Genomic DNA, 24,744 nt, shown 5'->3' with positions numbered 1-24,744 from the left:
AGAGGGGATACGCCAGACGGCGTATAGATCGCAGCGATGCAAACTGTGAAAAAGGAGAATTTACATGTATCGGAAAAAAGAATGCGTAGCCATGCTGCTCGCAGGCGGCCGCGGCAGCCGTTTGTATGTGCTGACCAAAAAGGTCGCTAAGCCTGCCGTACCGTTCGGCGGTAAGTACCGTATTATCGACTTCCCGCTTTCCAACTGCGTCAACTCCGGCATTGATACTGTCGGCGTGCTGACCCAGTACGAGCCGCATGTGCTCAACGCTTACATCGGTTCCGGCCAGACGTGGGACCTCGACCGCCTGCGCGGCGGCGTCTATGTTCTGCCGCCGTACGAGAGCAAAAAGACCGAGTGGTACAAGGGCACCGCAAACGCCATCTACCAGAACATTCAGTTCCTGGAGGATTACGATCCCGAGTACGTCCTCATTCTCTCGGGCGACCACATCTACAAGATGGACTACAACAAGATGCTCCAGCAGCACAAGGAGACCGGCGCTGACGCGACCATCGCGGTGCTGGACGTTCCGCTTTCCGAGGCTTCCCGTTTCGGCATCATGAACTGCAAGCCGGACGGCACCATCTACGAATTCGAGGAGAAACCGAAGGAGCCGAAGTCCACGCTGGCTTCCATGGGCATCTACATTTTCACCTGGAAGAAGCTGAAGGAATACCTCATCAATGACGAGGCCAACGAGCAGTCCTCCAACGACTTCGGCAAGGACATTATTCCGGCGATGCTGAATAACGGTGAAAAGCTGGTTTCCTACCGCTTCAAGGGCTACTGGAAGGACGTAGGCACCATCGAGAGCCTGTGGGAAGCAAACATGGATCTGCTCTCTCCGAACTCCGGCCTGCAGCTTTCCGATGACAGCTGGAAAATCTACGGCCGCACCACCGGTTCGCCTCCGCATTTCACCTCCAAACAGGCTAAGGTTACCCATACCCTGCTCTCCGAGGGCTGTGAGATCTACGGCGACGTTTCCGAGTCCGTCCTGTTCTCGGATGTTAAGATTGGCAAGGGTGCCAAGGTGGAATATTCCATCCTGATGCCGGGTGCCGTGGTTGAGGAAGGCGCGACCGTGCGCTACTCCATCGTAGCCGAAAAGGCCGTTATCGCCAAGGGCGCGGAAGTCGGCGGCAGCCCGTCCGACAGCGACGTAGACAACTGGGGCGTTGCGGTAGTAGCCGAAGGCGTTCGCATCGGCAGCGGCGCAAAGCTGGCCGCTAAGGAAATGGCAGACGAGGATCTGCCGGACGTAAAGTAAGGGGGCGGCACAAACATGAACAGCGTTTTAGGCATGATCATTGCATTTGATACCGACAACGATCTCCGCGAGATCACCGAGCACCGCACGGTCGGTGCGGTACAGTGGGGCGGCCGGTATCGCATTATCGACTTTATGCTTTCCAATATGGTAAACAGCGGCATTTACCGCGTAGGCGTACTGATGAAGGACAAGTACCAGTCCCTGATCGACCACATCGGCAATGCCAAGGACTGGGATCTTTCCCGCAAGAACAGCGGCGTAACCTTGCTGCCGCCGTACTCCTACTCCAAGAAGGCATCTCCGCTGGTAACCGGCGAGTACCGCGGCAAGATTGACGCACTGGCCGGTGCGGTTGACTTCCTGCAGAAGAACCGTGCAGACTATGTAGTCGTAGCGGACGGCGACATTGTTGCCAATGTACCGCTCGACGACGTGATCGACCGCCATATCAAGTCCGGCGCAGACCTGACCATGGTATGCACCAAGAAGCAGAAGAATTCCCCGTTCACCACCTATGTGGAGCTGAACCGCAAGAAGGAAGCCGTTGACATCCGCGTTGGAGACTGCAACGAGGGCAAGTGCAAGCATGCGGCACTCGGAATTTACGTCATGAGCCGCCAGTACCTTATCCACATGCTGTCCGACTGCGTAACCCATAACTGCATCCACTTTGAGCGCGAGTTCCTCACCCGTGCTCTGATGGACGGCACGGTAGCTGGCTACCTGTTCAACGAGTACGCTGTCAAGATCGAGGACACCTTCGACTACTACCGCTCCAACATGGACATGCTCGACAAGGATGTCCGCAACGAGGTATTCAAGCGCACTCGTCCGATCCTGACCCGCATCAAGGACGAGGCTCCGACCTACTACGGCGATGAAGCCGACGTAGAGGACTGCCTCATCGCCGACGGCTGCCGCATCGAGGGCAAGGTAAAGAACTCCGTCCTGTTCCGCGACGTTGTGATTGAAAAGGGCGCCGAGGTCAATAACTGCATCATCATGGAAGGCGGACGCATTCTGACCGAGGCTTCGCTCCGTCATGTCATCACCGACCGCAATGTTATTATCCGTGATGGCCGCACGATGATGGGACACGAAAATTATCCGATCACCATCGCAAAAAACGCAACCGTTTGATCCTTTTCTGTTAAATCCGCATAAACTTCTGTTTAGAAGTTGCTATCACAGCAAAAACGCATTTTCCGCAGCGCAAATGTTCGTGAAATATTGCTATATTACATTCAGACAGAAACGAGTATAATAAAATTACAACGGGTGCGGAAACGGTCAGCGCTGTTTCCGCACTCTCTGTTGGGGAGGCTCGGCTTTATGAAAATCATGTATGTTACCAGCGAATGCGCTCCGTTCATCAAAACCGGCGGATTGGGCGATGTAGCAGGTTCGCTCCCGCAGGCACTCGCTGCCAAGGGACATGACGTGCGTGTATTCTGCCCGCTGTATTCTGCGATCGACCAGAGTATGCGCGAAAAGTTCTATTACATCAAAAACGCTTACGTCCGTCTGGGCTGGCGCAACCAGTACTGCGGTATCTTCCGCTATGAGGCAGACGGCGTTACCTATTATTTCATCGATAATGAGTATTACTTCGCACGCGGCCAGATCTACGGCGAGTACGACGACGCAGAGCGCTTCGCGTACTACTCCAAGGCGGTACTCGAGGTACTGCCCGATCTGGAGTGGAAGCCGGATGTGATCAACTGCAACGACTGGCAGACCGCCCTCGTTCCGGTTTACTACAACCTGATGTTCGCTTCCCGTCCGTTCTACGAGAACATCAAGACCGTGTTCACTATCCACAACATCCAGTACCAGGGCCGCTACGGCCGTGAGATTCTGGAGTATGTGCTCGGCATTGACGATGCACACTTCCGCTCCGGCTTTATGGCGATGGACGGCGACGTCAACCTGATGAAGGCTGCTATCGTAGCTTCCACGGCTGTCACCACGGTTTCACCGACCTATGCCAACGAAATCCAGACCGAATACTACGGCTACCGTCTGGATTCCGTGCTGCGCATGAACAGCTACAAGCTGCACGGCATCCTGAACGGCATCAACATGGATGCGTTCAATCCGGAGACCGACAGCAAGATCTTCAAGAAATACGGCCCGAACAATCCGCAGGATAAGCAGGTCAATAAGACCGAACTGCTCAAGCTTTGCGGCCTCGAGGGCGATGCAAACACGCCGGTTATCGGCATTGTCACTCGCTTTGTTGACCAGAAGGGACTCGACCTCATCGAAGCAGTCCTGCCGGATATTCTGGCGGATGATGTTCGTCTGATCGTGCTCGGCACCGGCGACTACCGCTATGAGCAGATGTTCATCGAGGCAAAGCGCCGCTGGCCGGATAAGGTTTCCGCGTCCATCATGTTCTCCGGCGATCTGGCAAACCGCATTTACGCAGGCGCCGATATGTTCCTGATGCCGTCCAAGTTTGAGCCGTGCGGCCTGGCACAGATGATCGCACTGCGCTACGGCACTATTCCGATCGTCCGCGAGACCGGCGGCCTCAAGGACACCGTTCACGCCTTTGTCGATTATGCCGGCACGGGCAACGGCTTCACCTTTGCAAGCTACAACGCGCACGACATGCTGCACGTTATCCGCGAGGCCTGCGGCGTATTCCGCTTTAACAAGCCTGCGTGGAGCAAGCTGATTATGCAGGGTATGCAGAGCGACTTCAGCTGGGGCAGCTCTGCCGATAAATATATCGAGGTTTACAAGACCGCGATGGGTCAGTAACCGACCTGTCAGCCCGACCCGTCACCCGATTTGAGGGAATACGGTGACGGTAACTGGTGATTCCGTAATTTTCATCCCATTGAAATCTACGGCACCCTTAGAGGTGCTGACGAGTAATGCGGCAGCCGCATCGCTCAGCAGTACCTCCAAGGCAGTCCCGCGCGGTTCAGCGGCGAGGGATTGTCGAGCAAATTTTGCGTCCTGACGAGGCGCGGGTTTGCAGCAATACTTTGTGTATTGCAAAAAGCCGCAACGAAATCAGGGCACAAAATTTCCGACAAGCACCGCCGATGCAACCGCGTGGGACTGCCTACCAAAATTATGTGAGGAGATAAGAAAGACCATGCCAAAGACCCAGTACACAAAGACCGCTTTGAAAGAAGCCATTGCAGGTAAACTGCAGCGACATTTTGCCTGCGAGGTAGAGGACGCTACCAAGGATCAGGTATACGAGGCTTGTGCCCTCGTAGTGCGCGATGCACTGACCGAGCACATGATCGAAACCCAGAATGAGGTAGAGCAAGACGGAGAGCGTCAGGTGCATTACCTGTGCATGGAATTTCTTGTCGGCCGCAGCCTGCGCAACAACGCCTACAACCTCGGTATGCTGGACGCTCTGACCGCAGCCCTGAAGGACATGGGCTTCGAGATGGCGGACATCTTCGAGGAGGAAGCTGATCCCGGTCTGGGCAACGGCGGTCTTGGCCGTCTGGCTGCCTGCTACATGGACGGCATGGCGACCGACGGCGTACGCGGCACCGGCTACTCCATCCGCTACGAGCACGGCATTTTCAAGCAGAAGATCGTAGAAGGCCAGCAGGTCGAGCTGCCGGATTCCTGGCTGTCTACCGGCGAGGTTTGGCAGATTCCGGCAATGGATGAGACCCGCGAGGTCAAGATCGGCGGCACGGTTGACACCTACTTCGACGATAACGGCAAGCTGGTTGTCAACTACCACGATTACACGCCGGTTCTGGCAGTTCCGTATGATATGCCGATCTCCGGCTACGGCACCAACAACATCGCGCGTCTGCGCCTGTGGAAGGCTCAGAGCCCGATCGCACTGGACATGAAGCTGTTCTCCTCCGGTGAGTATCTGAAGGCACTGGAGAAGCACGCACTGGCAGAGACCATCTCCATGGTCCTCTATCCGGAGGATAACCACCGCGAGGGTCAGTCTCTGCGTCTCAAGCAGCAGTATTTCCTGGTTTCCGCAACCCTGCAGGACATCTGCGCAAAGCACAAGGCCAAGTACGGCACGCTCGAAAACTTCGCGCACAAGCACGTCCTGCATATCAACGATACGCACCCGACCCTGGTTATTCCGGAGCTGATGCGCATTCTGATGGACGAGAACGACATGAGCTGGGAGCAGGCCTGGAACATCACCAGCCAGTCTGTTGCTTACACCAACCACACCGTTATGCCTGAGGCCCTCGAGTGCTGGCCGGTATCGCTCGTTCAGGAGCTGATGCCGCGTGTTATGCAGATCATCTACGAAATCAACGAGCGCTTCTGCAAGGAGCTGTGGAACTACTTCCCGAACGACTTCCAGAAGATCTCCAAGCTGGCTATCGTTGCCGACGATACCGTCCGCATGGCGCATCTGGCTATCGCAGGCTCGTTCTCCATCAACGGCGTATCCGCGCTGCATTCCGAGATCCTCAAGGAGCGTGTATTCACCGATTTTTACAAGATCTACTCCTCCAAGTTCTGCAACGTCACCAACGGCATTGCACACCGCCGCTGGCTGTGTGAGGCCAACCCGGAGCTGGCTGAGCTGATCGAGAGCAAGATCGGCACCGGCTACCGCACCCATCCGTCCGAGCTGCAGGTTCTGAACAACTATGCAGACGACAAGGAGCTGCTCAACAAGCTGGGCGAGATCAAGCGCCACAACAAGCAGCGTCTGGCGGACTATATCAAGGAGCACAACGGCATCGAAGTCAACATGGACTCCATCTTCGACGTACAGGTTAAGCGTCTGCACGAGTACAAGCGCCAGATGCTGAACATTCTGCACATTATCAGCCTGTACCACAAGCTGAAGGACAATCCGGATATGGATTTCGTTCCGCGCACCTTTATCTTCGGCTCCAAGGCCGCACCGGGCTATGCAGTTGCGAAAAAGACCATTCAGCTGATCAACTCCATCTCCAAGATGATCGACAACGATCCGGCAGTACGCGACAAGCTGAAGGTCGTATTCCTCGAGGACTACAAGGTATCGCTGGCTGAGATCATCATGCCGGCTGCCGAGGTTTCCGAGCAGATTTCCATCGCCGGCAAGGAAGCGTCCGGTACCGGCAACATGAAGTTCATGATGAACGGTGCTCTGACCATCGGCACGATGGACGGCGCAAACGTCGAGATCTGCGAGGCAGTCGGCAAGGAGAACATCTTCATCTTCGGTATGGAGACGCCCGAGGCTGAGGCACTGGCCGCTTCCGGCAGCTATGAGCCGATGGTCATCTACCAGAACGATCCGGTGATCCGCCGCGTGCTCGATCAGATGATCCACGGCTTCGGTGACGGCGTGGACTACACCGATATTGCCAACCTGCTGCTGCACGGCGGCAACGGCGGCCCGGCTGACCGCTATATGAGCCTGAAGGACTTCGCATCCTACGCTGAAGCACAGGAGCGTGTAAGCCAGACTTACCGCGATCAGGATCAGTGGAACCGCATGGCTCTGATCAACATTGCAAACTCCGGCCGCTTCGCAGCGGACCGCTCGATCGCTGAGTATGCACAGAATATCTGGAGAGTTAAGACCAACTTTGCATTCTAAGGCTTCGCCTTCGATAGAAAGGACGTAACCGTCCTTTCTATCGAGAAACGCCCTTGCCAGGCAAGCCTGTAAGGGCTATTGCAGAAAAATCCCCCGAAAACTTCTTGGTTTTCGGGGGATTTTCCTGTTTGTTAAAAAAGGCAGGCACATGTCCTGCCTTTTTTGTCGCGCAATGCGCTCCTTTTCATATGCGAACAAGGTTCGCAATTTTCCATTCTCATTTTTCCATTTTCTTCACTCTCTGCTCTCCAATCTCAACTCTGTATGCGGATAATAGTGAGCCAGTATTTCTGTGTAATCGCTTCCCTGCTCCGCCATATATTTAGCACCGTACTGCGACAGACCAACACCATGTCCGTATCCGATGGTGTGAAACGTAATACTGTCCTCGGTGGTTGTGATGGTGAAATTCGTGGACTGCAGGCCGAACAGCGCCCGCACTGCGGTTCCCTCGACGGTCACGCCGCCGAGCTTCACGGTTTTCACACCGCCAGCCGCCGAGCGCACCGAGGATGCAAACCAGCGGTCGGGCGTACCGCTCACATCCGCTTTTGGCAAAGTCTGCGCTACCTTTTCGCGGAACGCATCCGCCGTTAGCGTCACCTCGCTCTCGTATCCGGCGTACTGCGTGCCGCCCGGACTGACCACGCTTTGCAGATACGGAATATCCTCGCCCCAGACATCGGCGGCAGACTCGGTCTTCGGACCACTGACGCAGTGGAACACAGCCGCAATCGGTGCACCGTCGCAGGTCAGGATCTGCCCTGCCGTGTCCTTGACGGCCTTGCGTATCCGCGAATAGCCGGTGCTGAACGTCTTGACCGCGTCCGGCTGATATGCCGCACAATGGCTGTAATCGTCGCAGACATCCGCATCCGGATGCTCTGCCGGCCGTCCTCTCGACTGCTTATACACCGCGTACGTCCGCGCTGCGACCGCCTGTGCGCGGATGGCTTCAACCGGAAAATCGTCCGCAATCTCTGCCGCCGTCACGCCTTCCACATAGGTCTCCAGCGGCATTTCCTGCGCCTTGCCGTTCACCAGAACCGTGATGGTTAAGCCGTCTGTTGCTGCCGCTGTGACGCTTTCTGAGGGTGTCTGCGGCTCTGTCTTGTCCGTTTCCGCTGGGTAAAATACCGGCAGCAAATACAGCACCAGCACCAGCCCGACACCGGTCAGCAGCAGTCTGTGCATGGTATCTCCTCCTTCCCTCTCTACCACAGTGTATGATGCGGATTTTTGGAATATAACACAAAATATAGTTTTTCATTGACAACTCATACTTTATGTTGTATTATAAGGGACATAAAGAATCGAACATTTGTTCGTATATCGTAAGGAGGGGCCGCCATGAAATTGTGTGAGATGGCACAGGAATACCGTGTAAATGTCGCTCTGCTGGAGCTGCGTATCAAGCAGCTTCAGGCGGCGCAGAAGCGTGCGCGTCAGCCGGAGGTGCGCTACCGGCTCAAGCAGCGCGCGAAATTTCTGCAGACGCTGATCAACGAAAGCCGCCAGACCGTATTCCTGATGGAGCACTACCACGACCACAGCGAAGAAGGTGACGCGCATGCGGACTGTCGCGCTGTCTGAGCACACAGCGACACGGCTGGCCTACCGGCAGTATCTCGGTCTGCTCGCGGAGGACGACCGCGGCTTCCGTCAGGCATTCCGCACGGCCTTCTTCCGGGCCATGCGCGAGCAGCTGACACCGCGGCAGTACGAGGTGCTGTGGATGATCGAGGTGGAGGGATTATCCTGCAAGCAGTGCGCTGAACGGCTTGGGATCAGTCCATCGGCGGTATCGCGGCACTGCTCCCGCGGCAAAAAGCGGCTGCGGACGCTGCTTGCGTACAATCTGGAGCTGAGACATCAGTATTTTTCTTAGCTGCAAGCGAAAACCGGCACATACAGAGGTTTTTCTCCTTATGTACCGGTTTTGTTTGATTGCCGAATCGAGATCGAACACTTGCGAAGCAAACGGAATCCTGCCTGCAAGGCGCGATTTTTCTTCGGAATTCGACCGAAAGCGTGGTTTTTATCGAGAAGTGGCTCGGAAAACGTTAGTTTTTCGACAGCTTCAAAAAAGAGCGGTCTCCCGACCGCTCTTTTTTATTCCGAAGCATCAGCATGCGCCCTTTTCCGAGCAGAATTTGACTTCTTTGCCCTCAAGAATCATATTTGTGGTACGCACAGCGCACATTTTACCGCACATCGAGCAGGTATGACGCTCGGTCGGCGGAACCTGATTATAGAAGCGCTCGGCCTTTTCCGGGTCGAGTGCCAGCGCGAACTGCGCGGGCCAGTCCAGCTTATGACGCGCGTCCGCCATTGCGTTATCGCGGTCACGCGCACCGGGCAAACCGAGTGCGATATCGGCGGCATGGGCCGCGATCTTGCTGGCAACGATGCCTTCGCGCACGTCATTTTCATCCGGCAGGCGCAGGTGCTCCGCCGGTGTAACGTAACACAGGAAGTTCGCGCCCGCCTGTGCGGCAATAGCGCCGCCGATGGCCGAGGTAATATGGTCGTAACCCGGTGCAATATCGGTGACGAGCGGCCCGAGGACATAGAAAGGCGCTCCATGGCAAAGGCGCTTTTCCATCTGCATATTGGCCGCAATCTCGTTCATCGCCATATGGCCGGGGCCTTCGATCATAACCTGCACGTCCTTCGCCCACGCACGCTGTGCAAGATTGCCCAGCTCGATCAGCTCGCTGATCTGACCCGCGTCGGACGCATCATCAATGCAGCCCGGACGCAGTGCATCACCCAACGAAATGGTAACGTCGTAGCGGCGGAGAATGTCCAGCACCTCGTCGTAATACTCAAAGAACGGATTCTCATTGCCGGTCATCTTCATCCACGCGAACAGCAGCGAGCCGCCGCGGGAGACGATATTCATTTTGCGGCCCTCACGCATAAAGGCTTCGACCGCACGGCGATTGATACCCGCATGAATGGTCATGAAGTCCACACCCTCCTTGGCGTGCGCCTCAACAACCTTGAGGAAATCCTGTGCGGTGATCTCGAGCAGATCCTTTTCCAGATACCCGATCGCGTCGTACATCGGCACGGTGCCGATCATCGCGGGCGACATGTCGATCAGCTGCTTGCGGAAGGTGTTGGTCTTGCCGTAGTTGGACAGGTCCATGATGGACTCCGCGCCCATGTCAACGGCCATGCGCACCTTGCGCAGCTCCATCTCGTAGTCCTTGCAGTCACCCGAAATGCCGAGATTGACATTGATCTTTACGCGGGTGCCGTCGCCGACCGCCTCTGCGGACAGGCTTTTGTGATTGATGTTCGCCGGAATCGCAATCGTACCCTTTGCGACTCGTTCCATGATGAACTCGACCGGACGGTTTTCCTTTTTGGCGACCGTTTCGATCTCCGGCGTGACGATACCGCGCTTTGCGGCATCCATCTGCGTTGCATAATTTCTCATGGCTTACTGATACTCCTTCGGAATAAAATTTATTGCTTCCGGAGTGCGGTTTTCATATAAATCTGCAGTGGCATGCGGTGCGCTCTGTCCTCAGCAGATTGCCGCACTTCGGCGGCTGACAAGCCTTGTTCTAAGGGGGACGCTGTCCCCCTCGGCGCATCGCAATGCGCCGTTACAATACTTCAACAAAGTCCAGCTTTGCCGGACTTTGTTCCCTATACTTTGGGACGCGTGTCCCGAACCACCTTTGCCGTGCAAAGGTGAGGGGGTTATCCGAAAAAGTTTCTATGGAACTTTTTCGGTATCTAAGGGGGACAGAGTCCCCCTTAGAAGTCGTTAAACGTACAGATAGTCGGCCATTACAGGCTGCAGATTATGCTCTACGATTGCGTTATACACCTCATCGACCGAGCGGCCGTCCGAGATCTCGAACTGCTCATCGCCCTTATCTTCGCCGGAGTGACCGCCGATACCGACGTCTACGCCGGCGGAAATCTTGGTGGCGGCGATGCCGATGATATTATCGCGGAAGCCCGCGCGCTCGCGGGTTGAGATAGTGATGGACGCGAACGGCATGAAGATGCGGTAGGCGCAAACGACCTGCAGCAGCTGCGGCTCGTGCACGTCCTTCGGGTTGATCTTATCGTTATTGATGATCGGGCGCAGGCGCGGACACGAGAATGCGATCTCTGCGTGCGGATACTTGCGCTGCAGCAGATACGCGTGCAGACCGGTCGCAAACGCATCCTTGCGGAAGTCCGACAGACCGAGCAGCGCCGCAAAGCCGACACCGCGCATGCCGCCCATCAGTGCACGCTCCTGCGCGTTCAGGCGATACGGGAAAATGCGCTTGTGACCGCCGAGGTGCAGGGTTTTGTACTTCTGGTCGTCATAGGTCTCCTGAAATACGGTGACGTAGTCCACACCGCACTCGTGCAGATAAGCGTACTCATCCACGTTGAGCGGATAAATCTCGATGCCGATGACACGGAAATACTTGCGCGCCAGCTTAACGGCTTCACCGATGTAGGATACCGGCGACATGGCACGGCTCTCGCCGGTCAGAATGAGGATTTCCTGCAGACCGGTCTCCGCGATGGCCTTCAGCTCCTGTTCGATCTCGTCCATATCCAGCTTGGCACGGCGGATCTTGTTATGACAGTTAAAACCGCAGTAAATGCAGTAATTCTCGCAGTAATTGGCGATATACAGCGGTGTGAACATCTGCACCGAGTTGCCGAAATGCTTGCGCGTTTCCGCCTGTGCGCGCTGCGCCATCTGCTCAAGGAACGGCAGCGCCGCGGGAGACAGCAGCGCCGCGAAGTCCTCCGGCGAGAGAACATCCTTGCGGAGCGCACGCAGTACGTCAGCCGCCGTATAGGCATCCGCGTCATAGGCGTTCATGCGGGAAATGACCTCGTCCTGCACCTCGGAGCCGATATTGTCCATGCCCGGCTGGTACTCCATGTGGTCGGTATCAGCGGTGATGTATTTCGCGGAAATCATTTCGTTTTTTTCGTTTTCCATGACAAATATCCCTCTTTCCGTCTTAATCCTGCAGGAAACCGGTCAGCGGAGAGGATGCCGACGCCGTCTCACGGACGCGGCCCAGACCGGCAAGGTACGCCGTGCGGCCTGCCTCAATCGCCTGCTTGAACGCCTCAGCCATCGCCGGAATATCGCCTGCGGTGGCAATCGCGGTGTTCGCCATGATGGCTGCCGCACCCATTTCCATTGCCTCGCAAGCCTGCGACGGACGGCCGATGCCTGCGTCTACAATGATCGGCAGGTCGATTTCGTCGATCAGGATTTTGATGAACTCGCGGGTAGCAAGACCCTTGTTCGTGCCGATGGGAGCCGCCAGCGGCATGATGGAGGCCGCGCCCGCGTTGACCAGATCACGCGCAACGTTCAGATCGGGATACATATACGGCATGACAACAAAGCCTTCGTTTGCGAGAATCTCGGTCGCGCGGATGGTCTCCTGATTGTCCGGCAGCAGGTACTTGCTGTCGCGCATGATTTCGATCTTGACGAAATCGCCGCAGCCACACGCACGCGACAGACGCGCAATGCGAACTGCCTCGTCGGCATTGCGGGCACCCGAGGTGTTCGGCAGCAGCGTTACGCCCTCCGGGATATAGTCGAGGATGTTAGCCGTACCGCCCTCATTTGCTCGGCGCAGCGCCAGCGTGATGATCTGTGCGCCTGCATTCTGCACAGCAGCGTTGATCAGGTCGAGCGAATACTTGCCGGAACCAAGGATAAAGCGGGACTGGAACTCGTGTCCGCCGATTACAAGTGTATCTTTCATGTGAAAAACTCCTTTTTTCTTGACCCATTTAAGGGAAACGTATAAACTGATAGCATAAATAAGAAGGGGGAACGTAAAAATGAAAAAGTTTATCGAAGAATTCAAAGCCTTCGCGCTGCGCGGCAACGTGATGGACATGGCAATCGGTGTTATCATCGGCGGTGCGTTCACCAGCATTGTGACTTCACTGACCGATAACCTCATTAACCCGATCCTCGGTGCGGCCGGGAGCACCGACCTGAGCGCGTTCGTGCTCAAGATTGGCGGCGTCGAGCTGAAGTACGGTGCGTTCATCACCTCGATCATCAACTTTTTGATCATGGCGTTCGTACTGTTCTGTCTGCTCAAGGCAGTCAATAAGCTGACCGCGCTCGGCAAAAAGCCGGAAGCACCCGCAGAGCCGACCACCAAGGTCTGCCCATTCTGCTGCAGCGAGATTCCGATCAAAGCTGTCAAGTGTGCACATTGCGGTTCCGATCAGCCGAAAGAATAATGGAGAGTGGAGAATGAAAGCTGCGGCTTCCGTTCTCCATTTTCTATTTACGGCTCCGTTTCGCCGATGAGCAGACGCAGCACCATGGTTCCCTCGTGTGCCGAGCAGACTGCTACGCGCGGCGCCATCAAGCCGAGACCGTCGGCTACATCGCTTGTACCGTCACCGCAGAGATACACATGGCCGAAGCGTTTTTCGGTCTTGATCAGGTTCGCTGAGCCGTAGCCTGCCATGCCGCTGCCCGATACGACCGGCTTTTCCGGCAGTCTGGTAAGCAGATTCTCGAGCAGCATGGCCTTCTGGTCCGGCTTGTCGAACGCCTCCACGACCACATCACAGCCGGAGAACAGCCGCTCCACGTTGGACGGAACGACCCGCTCGGTGTAAGTCTCGTAAGTGAGATAGGGATTGATGGCCTCAAGCTGCTCGACAAGTGCGAGCGTTTTCGGAATACCGAGGTCTTTCATCGTGTAATGCTGTCGGTTGAGGTTGGTGATGTCCACCACATCGAAATCCACGAGGATGAGATGACCGACACCCAGCCGCGCCAGAAAGATCGCAAGGTTGGAGCCAAGCCCGCCCAGACCCGCAATGCCGACACACGCCTTGTCCAGCTTAGCCTGAATATCCGCGCCGTGGCGTTCCACCAGTGCGTCATGCAGTTGTTCTTTGGTTAAAATCATGGGAATTCTCCTGTAATCACGCGCAGCGTGCATTTAATCGGAAATTGCATTGCAATTTCTATGAAAACCGGGAGCATGTATCTCGGTTTTCATACCAGTAAGAAATTTGTGTGCCGCTTGCGATGCGCAAATTTCTTTGGGCCATACTGCGTAAAACGCGGATATGTCCCCTCTCGATTGAAACTGTAGTTTCAACCGAAGAATATCAGCCGCCGCCCACAAAGCATACGACTTCCAGATGATCGGCATCGGTCAGCTGCTCTTCCGCGAACTGCGCACGCGGAATGATGGTGCCGTTCTTCTCGACAGCCACACGCTGCGGGTCGTGACCCAGCTCCTTCAGCAGCGCCAGAACCGTGCCCTCTGCGGGAACAGCGCGTTCGTTACCGTTTACTTTCATGCAAATATCCTCTTTTCCGCAAGAAAAATGCTCCGGTCTCACCATGCGGTAAAACCGGAGCATTAAAATTTCAAGTGTATGCGACAGCTTCCCTACGATGGTGCTAACCAACAGGTTCAAAAGGTTAGGCTCTCGCCCTCTCAGCCGCTCATCACGGCACCCTTGCTTGCAAATACAGTATGCACCTCATTCTCCCACTTGTCAAGCACATTTTTTTCGGATATAATGCAGTTATACGATGCAAACATTCGTTCGGGAGGAGATGATGACCGATGGACAGAACCATTCTGCACTGCGACTGCAACTCGTTTTTCGCAAGTGTGGAAACGCTGCTCGACCCGTCGCTTGCCGACGGACCAACCGCCGTCTGCGGTGATCCGGAGAGCCGCCACGGCATCATTCTCGCCAAGAACGAGAAGGCCAAAGCCTTCGGCGTACAGACCGCCGAGACCATCTGGCAGGCGAAACGAAAATGCCCGGATTTACGGCTGGTAGCACCGCATCGGAGCGAATATGTGAAGTTTTCGCGCAAATGCAACGAGTTGTACCTGCAGTACACCGATCTTGTCGATCCGTTCGGCATTGACGAATCCTTCCTTGATGTTACCGGCTCGATGCACCTGTTCGGCTCCGGCGAGCATATCGCGGACGAGCTGCGCCGCCGCATGCGCGAGGAGGTCGGACTGACCATCTCGGTCGGCGTGTCGTTCAACCGCGCGTTCGCCAAACTCGGCAGCGATTACAAAAAGCCGGATGGCACGACGGTCTTTTCGCGCGAAAATTTCAAGCAGCGCGTGTGGACCTTGCCCGCGAACACGCTCCTGTATGTCGGCAAACGCGCCAGCGACCGGCTGAACCGACTGGGCGTACGCACGATCGGCGAGCTTGCCGCCTGCGATCCGGCGTTTATCCACAGCATTCTGGGCAAAAACGGCGATCTTCTGCTGCGTTACGCCAGAGGCGAGGACGATGAGCCTGTGCGCTCATTTTACGCGGAACGAGAGGTCAAATCGGTCGGCAACAGCATGACGTTCTCGCACAATCTGCTCGGCGCGGACGAATGCCGCATGGGCATCACGGCGCTGTGCGACAATGTCGGCAGACGTTTGCGAAAGCGCGGCATGGTGTGCCAGACCGTGCAGCTCGGCATCCGCGACCCGGAATTTCACAACCGCTCGCGTCAAATAACGCTTGAGCGGCCTACCAATTCCACGCGTGCGCTCATCGACCTGTCCATGCAGCTGCTGCTCGGGCACTGGCCGATGGACAAGCCGGTGCGCCTGCTCTCGGTCACAGCAGCCAATCTGCTGCCGGAAAATCAGTCGTGCGAGCAGCTTACGCTGTTTGACGCCGCCGAGGATATCCAGAAGCGCGACCGTCAGCATAAGCTCGACCAGACGGTTGACGCGCTGCGGCAGAAATTCGGTGATAAATCAGTCATGTTCGCGCGTTCGGTGAAGAAAAAGGATAAAAAATGAGGACATATCTACCGGATATGTCCTCATTTTTGCGTTACTGCGTCAGCCGGAAGGATACCGCCCAGCTGCCGTCCATCAGGTCGCTTGCGGTGTAGATATCACCGGTAAGTGTACAGCCGGCAACATCCTCGTATGCCATCGGGAAAACGTACTCTGTGTAATCCATATCGTTGTCAAAATCCTTGTAGGATACCGCGTATTCGCACATCCGTTCCGTGCCGTCCGCAAGGTGCAAGGTCGAAAAATCTGCGTGATTATCCAGCGTCAGCGAACCATCTGTGCGATAATGCAAATGCAGTTCTCCATTTCGCCATCCGGCAGCAATCAGTGCGCATACCCCATTCTCACTCTGCCACAAAGTGCCCTGCGGAACAAGAAAATCATAGTCGTGCATGGTTTCGTACAGCGAGATATCCGACGCACTCAGACCGTTGATATCGTGGTTCTCGGTCGGTGCATTCTGCGTCACTGCGGACAAATCCGCCGTTACCGGAACATCTTCCTGCTCTACTTTTCCAATCAGCAGCTTGTTAAACGAAAACTTGAACGCGCCTGCCGGAACATCTCCTCCCAAATCGTCAATTTGAAGAAAATATGTTGCCGTGTGGGTACTTGGATCATAGTCAACCGTCGAGCAGCCGCAGGACAGCGGTGCAGTTCTGCCCAAGCGCGGATAATCCAAATGCCAGCTGTCGTACATATCCGGCGCGGCATCGCCGAACAGGCTGCCGGTGGTATCGGTCAGCGACAAATACACCTTTGCTGTGCTGCCTTCCACGTCCGCCGAAACGACCTCCAGCTTAACGCCCCGGTCCTCACAGACCTGCCCGACCGGCTGCAGGTACTCTGCCATGCCGGGCGCGATTTGGTACAGCACCCGCAGAACCGCCTCCTGATTGGCAGCTACGGCGGTGCTCACGCAGGCCAGTGCCGCCGCAACCGCAAGGATGATCTTGAGCGGTTTTCGCGCTCTGTGCGGCCTGCCGCTCTCCATTTTGGCGATCGTCTGCTGCACCAGTGTGTCGCTCGGCGTGATATTCTCATTCATGTCGCGGTACTGCTTGTGAAAATCCATCGTCCAGTTCTCCTTTCATCAATTCGCGCAGCTGTGCCCGTGCGCGCGTCAGCCGTGTGCGTATCGTGGACGGTTTTTCCCCGCTCATGCGCGCAATCTCCTCTGCGGTGTAACCCTCGCAGTAGAATAAATGCACTGCCGCGCGGTACTTAGGCGTCAGCCGCCGCAACGCTTCATCCAGCGCGCTGTCCTCCGGCTCGGGAAACGGAATGCGATCATCGAGCGGTGTGTCGTGCCGCCGCCATGCCATGCGCCAGTGGCTTTTCAGGCAGTTGAGCGTCACCCGCAGCAGCCATGCCTTTTCGTGCTCCACACTGTCGAAAACCGGCTTTTTACGCACGGTCTGGAGAAAGACCTCCTGAAAAATATCGTCCGCGTCGTGACGGCTGCGCGTCTGCGCATACGCCAATCGGTATACCATGTCACCGTAGATGCTGACGAGTTGTTCGGGTGTTTTTGTGGTCATGCTCCATCCTCCTTTCACCGATAATACGAAATAAAAACCCGAAGTGCTACAAATTTTCGCAGAAATTTATCGCATTTCGGGTTGTATTTATTTTGTCCACGCTTGCTTGAGCAGCTTTGCCGCCTCGTCGATCTGCTGTTCGGTCAGACCGGCATAGCCGAGCACAAGCGTTGCTCGCGGCGGCTTGACCGGCGGCGTATAGTACGCCGAAAGCGGGTAAACACGCACACCGACCGCCTTTGCACGCTCAATAAGTTCGTGCTCGAGCATGCCGTTGCGCATGTGCAGCAGCAGGTGCAGACCGGCCTCCGAGCGCGAGACCTCATGCGGCAGGTCGGCCAGCTCGCGGTCAAGTGCGGCCATGAGCGCGTCGCGGCGTGCCTGATAGATCTTGCGGCTGCGACTGATGTGCCGCTCGAAGCCGCCGGTGTGCATGAAGGCCGCCAGCGTGTGCTGGTCAAAGCTCGGTACGGTAGACGAGTACCGCGAAAACCGTTCGCGATAGCGCGCCATCAGCGCATTCGGCAGCACCAGATAGCCGATGCGCAGTCCGGGTGCAAGGCTTTTCGCGAAGGTGTTGACGTACACGACGCGTCCGGTCCTGTCCAGCTCACCCAACGCCGGAATCGGGCGTGAGGCATAGCGGAATTCGCTGTCGTAGTCATCCTCGATGATGTAGCGGTCGGGCGCTTCCGACGCCCAGCGAAGGATTTCCAGTCGGCGGGCAGCCGTCATAACCGTGCCCAGCGGGAAATGGTGCGACGGCGTAAGGTATACCACCGATGCGTCACTCGCGGTCAGCGCGTCAGCACGCAGACCGTGCTTGTCCAGCGGTGTCGGACGCACGGTCACACCGTTCGCTGCGAAAATCTGGTACAGCTTGCGGTAGCCGGGGTTCTCGAGCGCGTACACGCGGTCGCGGCCGAGCAGCTGAATGACAAGGTGCATCAGATACTCCGAGCCTGCGCCGATGAGGATGTTGTCCGGCGAGACATTGATGCCGCGGAAGTCGTGCAGGTAGCGCACGATCTCCTCTCGAAGTTCCGCCGCGCCGCATGGGTCGGTCGCACGGAGCAGCGCACTCGAGTATTCGCTCAGCACACTGCGCGACAGCCGCGCCCATGTGGAGAACGGAAAGCAGCCGTTATCGACAAAATCCGTGCGAAAATCGTAAGGATAGGTCTCCTTGGAGGCGGAAATCGGCGGCAAAGGCGGTGTGGATGGCTCCTGTGGCTCGGAAATCGGCACGGCAAGCTGCTCCTGCACAAAGTAGCCGCGCCGTGGCGCAGAGGCGATGTAGCCTTCGGCGGCAAGCTGGCCGTAGGCGGTTTCCACGGTAATCTGGCTGACGCGCAGATTAGCCGCCAGCTTGCGTTTGCTCGGCAGGCGCGTGCCGCCGGGCAAGGCGCCGGACATGATGTCCGCGCGGACAGCGTGGTAAAGCTGCTCATAGAGCGGCTGTTGATCGTGCGGTTTAAGGTGGTAAGTCAGCATGGTCGGAGGCTCCTTTCTTTGCGTCTTTTGCAAAATCTGTGCTGATTTTATGAGTTATCGCTTGCAAGCGAACGAAATCTGCGCTGACGCCGCGCGGGCGCACAAGAGGGTAGACACCAAGGTTTCTACCCTCTTGTGAATCACCCGTTTCCTGTCATAGTCTGGCGCAGACCAGAGACCGGCGACCGCTGCGAAAATAGGGGTACGACAGTCGGGTTACTCTTGCGTTTGTTTCGTAAAATATTTGCAGTTCCCGGATAGCTTACTGCTACACAGACCGGCTACTTCCAGCAGGCGCGACATCCCCGTGTCGCGCAATTCGTTAGCGTGTTATCACAGACGGCACCTACGAAGATAAATGTTACCAAGTGTCTATATTCGCAGGTGCTGTCTACAATCTCCAGACTAACGATTCGTGCGGCACTGTTATGCCGCACCCAGCATAGAGCCGCCGATCTGTGTAGCAGTCAGAAAACAGCTTGAGCATCTGCGGTTGAGAAATGGGCGGCCATTGGCCGCCCCTACGGAAGATGAACAGTACGGCCGTTCCCCCATAGTCTCAGCTCTGCAAATTTCGCCGTGCTCTCCCAAAGGGAAACGGGAGTCCCAAGAGGGTAGAAACCGCAGGTGTCTACCCTTTTGGTTTCCCCGGCGAAACCGCCGGCGTTCCCCTCGCCTCGAAGGCGAAAAACTTACGTTAAATAAGCGCCATCGAACGCAGAATGAACAGCGTCAATGTCAGCGTAACCGCACTCAGCGCCGTGCTGAGCACAATAATCGACGATGACAGCACATGATCACCGCCCATATTTTTCGCCATAACATAACCGGACGCTGTGCTCGGCGCACCGCACAGGATGACGATAGCCACCAGTGTCTGCTCGCGGAAGCCGAGCGCCACGCCCATCGGCAGAAAGATAGCACTCAGCAGCACCAGCTTGATAAATACGGCTGCACAGGTCGGGCCGAGCTTTTTGATGGCCTTTGCGCCCTCAAAGCCCGCGCCGATGCTCAGCAGCGCCATAGGCGTTGCGCAGTTGCCCAGCATGGACAGACCCTTGTCCAGCATCGGCGGAAAGTCGATTGCCAGGAGCGAGAACGGCAGACCCGCGAAAATACCCAGTATGATCGGGTTGGTGATGATACCGCGTAGCGTTTTGCCGACCAGGCCGCGGTGGTCCGCTTGCTGTGCGTCCGGCGCGGTGACAGTCAGCACCAGCACCGAAAAGATGTTGTACAGCGGCACACTCGCCACGATCATCAGCGGCACAAGACCGGCATTTCCGTACAGATTCTGCACAAAGGCCACGCCCAGAATCGCCTGTGAGCCGCGGAAAGCGCCCTGTGTGAACGCGCCAACCATGCTCTTATCCTTGAGAAAGAGGGACGCGCCGATCCAGACGGCAAAAAAATACACCGTCGTCGCACCCGCGCAGAAAAAGAAAAACACGGGGTCGAACTGCTCGGTGATGCGTCCCTGCGCGATATCGCGGAACAGCAGGATCGGCAGCAGCACCTTGAACGACAGACGGTCGATGTCGGTCAGCGTCTGCTTGGTGAAAAAGTTTTTGCTGCGCAGCCAGCGGCCAAGCACGATGATCGCAAAAATCGGCACGGTGGCATTCAGACAGAATATCAGGTTATCCATTGGTTTCTCCCTCCACGGCTGCTTCCTCGTGGCGGAAGAAGTCCTGCAGTTTCTCCAAGCTCTGCGCTAAAAGCGCGGTCTGCTCGGGCGAGAGCGTGTCCACCAAAGACGCGATCATGCGCTCGTGAAAGTCCTTGTGGTACTCGTAGGCGGCCCTGCCCTTGTCAGTGAGCATGATATTGACAACGCGGCGGTCCTCCTGGCTGCGCACGCGGCGCACCAGTCCCTTGGAGACCAGCTTGTCGCACGCAACAGTCAGCGTGGCCAGTGTTACGCCGATTGACCTGGCAACCTCGCTCATACGCACAGGTTCCCTGTCACCGATCTTCTCGATGATATGGATTTCGGTGATGGACACCGCGCTGCCCAGTCCGCCAGCCATAGCGCGTTCTTCGATTTTATTGATCCGGCCGAACACATCGACCAGAAAGGAATTGAGCTGCTCTGCGTCTTCCATGTTCGTGCTGTCCCTCCGTTAGTTCGTTAATCTAACTAAATATTAGCATGGATTTGTCGAAATTGCAACACTGCCGTGCCCTCGGCAAGGGCAAAGAGGAAGGGACACCTACGGTGTCCCTTCCTCTTTGAACGCCTGCCTTGCAGAATCTCTTCACTCTTTGCAAAACTTTCAATCTATGTTTCACGCTATCCTGATCGTGCATTTGTGCATTTTTGTGCAAACTTACACATTGCACAGTGCCGCTATCGCGGCCCTCAGGAGGGCGCTCAGCACGGCGAGCGTAACACACAGGAAATACGGCATCCTGCACGTTCGAAGCGAATACCGTCCGGTGGCTTCGCCGCCCTGCCAGACCATAGAGCATGCGGCAAGCAGCGCGGAGACGCTCAGCACGGCGGGTACGCCGGCTGCTCCGATGATGAGGACGCTTCCTTCTCCCACGCTGACCGCGACGGTCATGGCAAGTACGAAGCCGCGTGCCGCGGCAACCGCACTCAGCAGCAGCTCTCTCGGGCGCAAAAATGCGCACACGAGCGGCAGCAGCACCCAGATGAGCGCGCACAGCGTGCTCTGCACCACATGCGCGGGCAATTCAGCCAGCAGACCGGAAAGCACTGCCGCGCCGTCCCTTTCGCCGGCCCGCAGACCGGTCAGACCGCCCGCCGCTGCACCGCACAGGAACATCGCACACAGGAACAGGAACACCGGCGTCCGCACCAAATCGTCAAAAAAACCGAGAATATGCTGTTTGTTCATACGTCTTCCCCCTTGGAAAAGTCATAGAACAGCATATTCCCGGTTTTATCTTTTTAGAACTGCAGACGGACTTAGCCTTCCTCGTTGATCATCTCGCACATCGCGTCCACCATGTCCTTGCAGGGCTGGCGCAGGAACGGGCGTGCCTTTTTGTTGATCTCGTAGGTTGCATACAGCTTGCCTTCCTCGTCACGGTGCAGCACGGCCGCGATCAACTCGGTTGCAGCGGCGATGCGGTCAGCCAGGTACGCAAGATCCACCTTTTCGCTGTCGCACACGGAAACTACCACGCGCTTTTGCGAACTGCTGGAAATCTTGGCAAGCTCGGTCGGCATTTCACGCTTCGAAGCGGTGAGCAGCACGATCTCACTCTTGATCACGGCAGCAAGTTCGTCCTCGCAGATACGAACCTCGTCGTAGCCCTCTGCAGCCTTGCAGGCCGCCGCATTCTTCGCGGACAGGAACAGATTGCGCTGCGGTATGACCTCCTTCTCCAGGATGGCGCGGATCAGCTTCTGAAGATATTCACCTTCACCAAGCACGGAAACCAGTACATTCTGCGGCATAATATCATCTCCTTCACAGGGCAGTACAAATACAAGAGCAATTATACGCACAAACAGCCCGTTTCGCAACGGATTTTACATATTCTTTTTGCAATTCATCACTTCGACTGATTTGCACAAATTTTATCCATTGCCTTTAGGTAAATTGCACATTCCAGACGCTTACGCTCCATCTCGCAGCCGAGGTCGTAGGAGTCGTTCATGTCGTGGTTCATGTTGTAGTTTGCTGCCGAGCAGCCGCCCGAGCAGTAGAACTTCGCCCAGCACTTCTGGCACTTCGGACGAGAATAGATGTTCATGCCGGCAAACTTCTGCGCGATGTCCATATTGAAGGACTGGTCGAGCACACTGCCCTGCTTGAACTCATCCTTGCCGACAAACTGGTGGCAGGGATAGATATCGCCGTCCGGCGTTACGGCTACATACTCATAACCCGCACCGCAGCCGCGCAGACGCTTGACAACACACGGGCCCTGATCCAGATCGACCATGAAGTGGAAGAAGGTAAACGGCTTGCCTTCCTTCTTACGCTCGAGCATGATATCGGTCAGACGGTCGTACTCGGCCTCAATCTTCGGCAGATCGTCCTCGGTCAAGTCGTAGCCGCAGCCCGGGTCAGCCGTTACCGGCTCGACGGAAAGGCGGTCAAAGCCTGCATCCGCGATGCTCAGCACATCCTCAGCAAAATCGAGGTTGTGCGAGGTAAACGTGCCGCGCGCGTAGTAATCGAGGTTCGGGTCACGCTCGTCCACCAGCGCCTTGAACTTGGGCACGATGGTGTCGTAGCTGCCCGTACCGGCTACCGTCTTGCGGAACTCGTCGTTGACCTCGCGGCGGCCGTCAAGCGACAGCACGCAGTTGTCCATGTTCTCGTTGATGTACTTGCGCTTGTCCTCATCGAGCAGCAGGCCGTTGGTGGTGATGGTGAAGCGGAACTTCTTGTTATGCTTCTCCTCCAGGCTGCGGGCATAATCGACCGTCTGGGTAACGGTATCCCACGCCATGAGCGGCTCGCCGCCGAAGAAATCGACCTCGATGTTGTGACGCACGCCGGAACGCGCGATAACAAAGTCGATGGCCTTCTTGGCGATCTCAGGCGGCATGATCTTGCGGCCCTGACCAAAGTCGCCGGTAGATGCGAAGCAGTACTTGCAGCGCAGGTTGCAGTCGTGCGCTACGTGCAGGCACAGAGCCTTAACCGGTGCATTCACCGGAATGTAGCGGCTTACGTCGATGTAGTCATCCTGCGCGAACAGCTGACCGGCCTTTTTCAGCTCGTACAGCTCGTCATATGCCTCGCGGATCTCGTCCGCGGTGTAGTCCGGCAGGGCGTCAATGATGCTCTGCGGACAGGTATCACCCATGTTTTCATCCAGCAGTCCGGACACTGCATAGCTGATATCATCGAGCAGATGTACCGCGCCCGAATTGACATCGAGCACGAAATTCAGCCCTTTTTTCTGATAACGATGAATCATTTATTTTCCTCCGATATACAGGAACAAGGCGCACCCGCAGGCGCGCCTTGCATATTCCTTTTAAGCGTGATTACTTTGCGTGCTCGCACTTCTGGTTTGCCACGGTGCAAGAGGTCTTGCATGCGGACTGGCAGGAAGTCTGGCACTCGCCGCAGCCGCCGTGTGCTGCAGTCTGCTTCAGGGTTGCAGAAGTCAGGGTAGAAATATGCTTCATTTGATTTCCCTCCTATTTTTTGATGTGGCTGTAACGCTTCTTTTTCCGCATATTGGCACCGGCGTAACCGCCCAGTGCCGAGGCGATCAACGAGCAGAGCAGGCTGATCACCGTGCGTACAAAATGAATGGATTGACCGAGCGGCAGCACCGCAACGATCAGCAGGATCAGAAAAACCGCAAAACCTGCGCCGAGCGACCAGTAAAACTGTTTTTCGCCTGCGCGCTTTGCAGCAACCAGTGCGGCAAGCGCACTGCCGAGTGCAAGGAATACCAGTGCACAAGGCGCTATTGCCCCTTCTGCCAATGTGCCGCGGTGAACGAGCACCGCACCGAGCAGCATCAGCAGCAGAGTACCGAGCAATCCGGCAAGCACCGATGGTAAAAGGATACCGACCGGCGACTGACCCTCATTGGTTTTTCTCATCATTTCATAGCCTCCCGCCGAATTTTATTTATATGTCATGCTATTCGGCAAGAAATGGGGTTATTACTTTGCGTCCTTCTTTGCTTCCTTGGGCGCCTCGACCGTCTCGGTCGCCGGAGCCTCCTTACCGCGGATTGCCCAGCGGTAAATCTTGAGCTTCGTGCGGTCGCTCGAAGACTCGATGACCAGAACGTCGTCCTTGATGCTGACTACGCGGCCGATAAAACCACCGATGGTGGAAATCTCATCACCGATCTCGATGGAGTTACGCATATCGCGCTCCTGTTTGTCGCGCTTGCGCTGAGGACGGATCAGGAAAAAGTAGAATACGACGATCAGAACTACAAACGGCAAAAACTGCGCGATGATCGCGCCATAATCCGACAGAGCCGGCATTTTGTCCAATGCCATAACCATGGTTACACCTCCCTATGCAATTTGCTGTAAATACTCACTATATTATACTGGATATTCTGTCAAATTACAAGTCCTTTTTGGAGGCAATACCA

General features: G+C 56.2%; 25 protein-coding genes and 1 riboswitch. Of the genes, 8 read left to right on the top strand and 17 right to left on the bottom strand.

Annotation, left to right across the window (positions count from 1 at the left end):
* Positions 1-64 precede the first annotated feature (64 nt).
* The 4 genes from PG722_RS03050 (at position 65) to PG722_RS03035 (ending at position 6,836) form a co-directional block, all read left to right on the top strand.
* Positions 65-1,273 carry a glucose-1-phosphate adenylyltransferase gene (locus PG722_RS03050; RefSeq protein ID WP_117489682.1) on the top strand — a complete coding sequence of 403 codons (1,209 nt, stop codon included), beginning with the start codon at positions 65-67 and terminating at the stop codon, positions 1,271-1,273.
* A 15-nt stretch (positions 1,274-1,288) separates the two neighbouring features.
* Positions 1,289-2,416 (top strand): glucose-1-phosphate adenylyltransferase subunit GlgD, encoded by a 1,128-nt coding sequence (gene glgD / locus PG722_RS03045; protein ID WP_118284662.1) that lies wholly within the window; start codon positions 1,289-1,291, stop codon positions 2,414-2,416.
* 192 nt (positions 2,417-2,608) lie between these two features.
* Positions 2,609-4,045 carry a glycogen synthase GlgA gene (gene glgA, locus PG722_RS03040; protein WP_270579607.1) on the top strand — a complete coding sequence of 479 codons (1,437 nt, stop codon included), beginning with the start codon at positions 2,609-2,611 and terminating at the stop codon, positions 4,043-4,045.
* 343 nt (positions 4,046-4,388) lie between these two features.
* Complete coding sequence (locus PG722_RS03035; protein WP_270385298.1) at positions 4,389-6,836, top strand: glycogen/starch/alpha-glucan phosphorylase; 2,448 nt, start codon at positions 4,389-4,391, stop codon at positions 6,834-6,836.
* Between the two features lie 234 nt (positions 6,837-7,070).
* Here the strand turns inward: PG722_RS03035 and spoIID are convergent, their stop codons facing one another.
* The gene (gene spoIID / locus PG722_RS03030) at positions 7,071-8,030 is read right to left on the bottom strand and encodes a stage II sporulation protein D (RefSeq protein WP_270579606.1); all 960 of its coding nucleotides are present in this window, start codon (positions 8,028-8,030) and stop codon (positions 7,071-7,073) included.
* A 156-nt stretch (positions 8,031-8,186) separates the two neighbouring features.
* On the opposite strand from spoIID, the gene PG722_RS03025 reads away from it, so the two are divergent.
* A complete protein-coding gene (locus tag PG722_RS03025; RefSeq protein ID WP_116704711.1) occupies positions 8,187-8,429 on the top strand; it encodes a hypothetical protein in 243 nt (80 codons plus the stop codon).
* Positions 8,407-8,724: an RNA polymerase sigma factor gene (locus PG722_RS03020; protein ID WP_110435333.1), complete on the top strand. Its 318-nt coding sequence runs from the start codon at positions 8,407-8,409 to the stop codon at positions 8,722-8,724. The genes PG722_RS03025 and PG722_RS03020 overlap by 23 nt, the downstream gene beginning before the upstream one ends.
* 237 nt (positions 8,725-8,961) lie before the next feature.
* Here the strand turns inward: PG722_RS03020 and thiC are convergent, their stop codons facing one another.
* The 3 genes from thiC to PG722_RS03005 form a co-directional block, all read right to left on the bottom strand.
* Positions 8,962-10,284, bottom strand: a complete 1,323-nt coding sequence (thiC, locus tag PG722_RS03015; protein WP_118760816.1) for a phosphomethylpyrimidine synthase ThiC — start codon at positions 10,282-10,284, stop codon at positions 8,962-8,964.
* A 336-nt stretch (positions 10,285-10,620) separates the two neighbouring features.
* The gene (gene thiH, locus PG722_RS03010) at positions 10,621-11,811 is read right to left on the bottom strand and encodes a 2-iminoacetate synthase ThiH (RefSeq protein ID WP_270579605.1); all 1,191 of its coding nucleotides are present in this window, start codon (positions 11,809-11,811) and stop codon (positions 10,621-10,623) included.
* A gap of 22 nt (positions 11,812-11,833) precedes the next feature.
* Positions 11,834-12,598 (bottom strand): thiazole synthase, encoded by a 765-nt coding sequence (locus PG722_RS03005; RefSeq protein WP_116704713.1) that lies wholly within the window; start codon positions 12,596-12,598, stop codon positions 11,834-11,836.
* Positions 12,599-12,677: 79 nt separating this feature from the next.
* On the opposite strand from PG722_RS03005, the gene mscL reads away from it, so the two are divergent.
* Entirely contained in the window at positions 12,678-13,091 is a 414-nt protein-coding gene (gene mscL / locus PG722_RS03000) for a large conductance mechanosensitive channel protein MscL (protein WP_270579604.1), read from the top strand.
* A 47-nt stretch (positions 13,092-13,138) separates the two neighbouring features.
* Here the strand turns inward: mscL and thiF are convergent, their stop codons facing one another.
* Both thiF and thiS read right to left on the bottom strand, forming a co-directional pair.
* Positions 13,139-13,774: a sulfur carrier protein ThiS adenylyltransferase ThiF gene (gene thiF, locus PG722_RS02995; RefSeq protein WP_117751049.1), complete on the bottom strand. Its 636-nt coding sequence runs from the start codon at positions 13,772-13,774 to the stop codon at positions 13,139-13,141.
* A 205-nt stretch (positions 13,775-13,979) separates the two neighbouring features.
* Positions 13,980-14,174, bottom strand: coding sequence for a sulfur carrier protein ThiS (gene thiS / locus PG722_RS02990; RefSeq protein WP_202183585.1), 195 nt, complete (start codon positions 14,172-14,174; stop codon positions 13,980-13,982).
* 71 nt (positions 14,175-14,245) lie between these two features.
* Positions 14,246-14,348, bottom strand: a riboswitch (TPP riboswitch).
* 98 nt (positions 14,349-14,446) lie between these two features.
* On the opposite strand from thiS, the gene dinB reads away from it, so the two are divergent.
* Positions 14,447-15,652: a DNA polymerase IV gene (gene dinB, locus PG722_RS02985; protein WP_270579603.1), complete on the top strand. Its 1,206-nt coding sequence runs from the start codon at positions 14,447-14,449 to the stop codon at positions 15,650-15,652.
* Positions 15,653-15,686: 34 nt separating this feature from the next.
* Here the strand turns inward: dinB and PG722_RS02980 are convergent, their stop codons facing one another.
* The 11 genes from PG722_RS02980 to yajC form a co-directional block, all read right to left on the bottom strand.
* On the bottom strand, positions 15,687-16,727 hold the full coding sequence (locus tag PG722_RS02980) for a hypothetical protein (RefSeq protein ID WP_119214338.1): 1,041 nt from the start codon (positions 16,725-16,727) through the stop codon (positions 15,687-15,689).
* The gene (locus PG722_RS02975; RefSeq protein ID WP_270579602.1) at positions 16,693-17,193 is read right to left on the bottom strand and encodes an RNA polymerase sigma factor; all 501 of its coding nucleotides are present in this window, start codon (positions 17,191-17,193) and stop codon (positions 16,693-16,695) included. Before PG722_RS02975 ends, PG722_RS02980 begins: the two co-directional genes overlap by 35 nt.
* A gap of 87 nt (positions 17,194-17,280) precedes the next feature.
* On the bottom strand, positions 17,281-18,687 hold the full coding sequence (gene pdxR, locus PG722_RS02970) for a MocR-like pyridoxine biosynthesis transcription factor PdxR (protein ID WP_270579601.1): 1,407 nt from the start codon (positions 18,685-18,687) through the stop codon (positions 17,281-17,283).
* 697 nt (positions 18,688-19,384) lie between these two features.
* Positions 19,385-20,335 (bottom strand): AEC family transporter, encoded by a 951-nt coding sequence (locus PG722_RS02965; RefSeq protein ID WP_110435343.1) that lies wholly within the window; start codon positions 20,333-20,335, stop codon positions 19,385-19,387.
* On the bottom strand, positions 20,328-20,792 hold the full coding sequence (locus PG722_RS02960; RefSeq protein WP_118359970.1) for a MarR family winged helix-turn-helix transcriptional regulator: 465 nt from the start codon (positions 20,790-20,792) through the stop codon (positions 20,328-20,330). Before PG722_RS02960 ends, PG722_RS02965 begins: the two co-directional genes overlap by 8 nt.
* A gap of 225 nt (positions 20,793-21,017) precedes the next feature.
* Positions 21,018-21,551 carry a hypothetical protein gene (locus tag PG722_RS02955; protein ID WP_270579600.1) on the bottom strand — a complete coding sequence of 178 codons (534 nt, stop codon included), beginning with the start codon at positions 21,549-21,551 and terminating at the stop codon, positions 21,018-21,020.
* Positions 21,552-21,622: 71 nt separating this feature from the next.
* Positions 21,623-22,117 carry an NAD(P)-binding domain-containing protein gene (locus tag PG722_RS02950; protein ID WP_118478096.1) on the bottom strand — a complete coding sequence of 165 codons (495 nt, stop codon included), beginning with the start codon at positions 22,115-22,117 and terminating at the stop codon, positions 21,623-21,625.
* A gap of 98 nt (positions 22,118-22,215) precedes the next feature.
* Positions 22,216-23,595: a thioether cross-link-forming SCIFF peptide maturase gene (scfB, locus tag PG722_RS02945; protein ID WP_118728816.1), complete on the bottom strand. Its 1,380-nt coding sequence runs from the start codon at positions 23,593-23,595 to the stop codon at positions 22,216-22,218.
* Positions 23,596-23,665: 70 nt separating this feature from the next.
* Positions 23,666-23,809, bottom strand: coding sequence for a six-cysteine ranthipeptide SCIFF (gene scfA / locus PG722_RS02940; protein WP_110435348.1), 144 nt, complete (start codon positions 23,807-23,809; stop codon positions 23,666-23,668).
* Between the two features lie 12 nt (positions 23,810-23,821).
* Positions 23,822-24,238, bottom strand: a complete 417-nt coding sequence (locus tag PG722_RS02935) for a TIGR04086 family membrane protein (RefSeq protein ID WP_117751058.1) — start codon at positions 24,236-24,238, stop codon at positions 23,822-23,824.
* Between the two features lie 60 nt (positions 24,239-24,298).
* Entirely contained in the window at positions 24,299-24,652 is a 354-nt protein-coding gene (yajC, locus tag PG722_RS02930; RefSeq protein WP_242988051.1) for a preprotein translocase subunit YajC, read from the bottom strand.
* Positions 24,653-24,744: the final 92 nt, after the last annotated feature.

Source organism: Butyricicoccus sp. OF27-2pH9A, from assembly GCF_027693185.1.
Taxonomy (GTDB): Bacteria; Bacillota; Clostridia; order Oscillospirales; family Butyricicoccaceae; genus Agathobaculum; species Agathobaculum butyriciproducens.
Note: the sequence above shows the minus strand (reverse complement) of the source record. Positions and strands in the feature narration are given on the sequence as shown.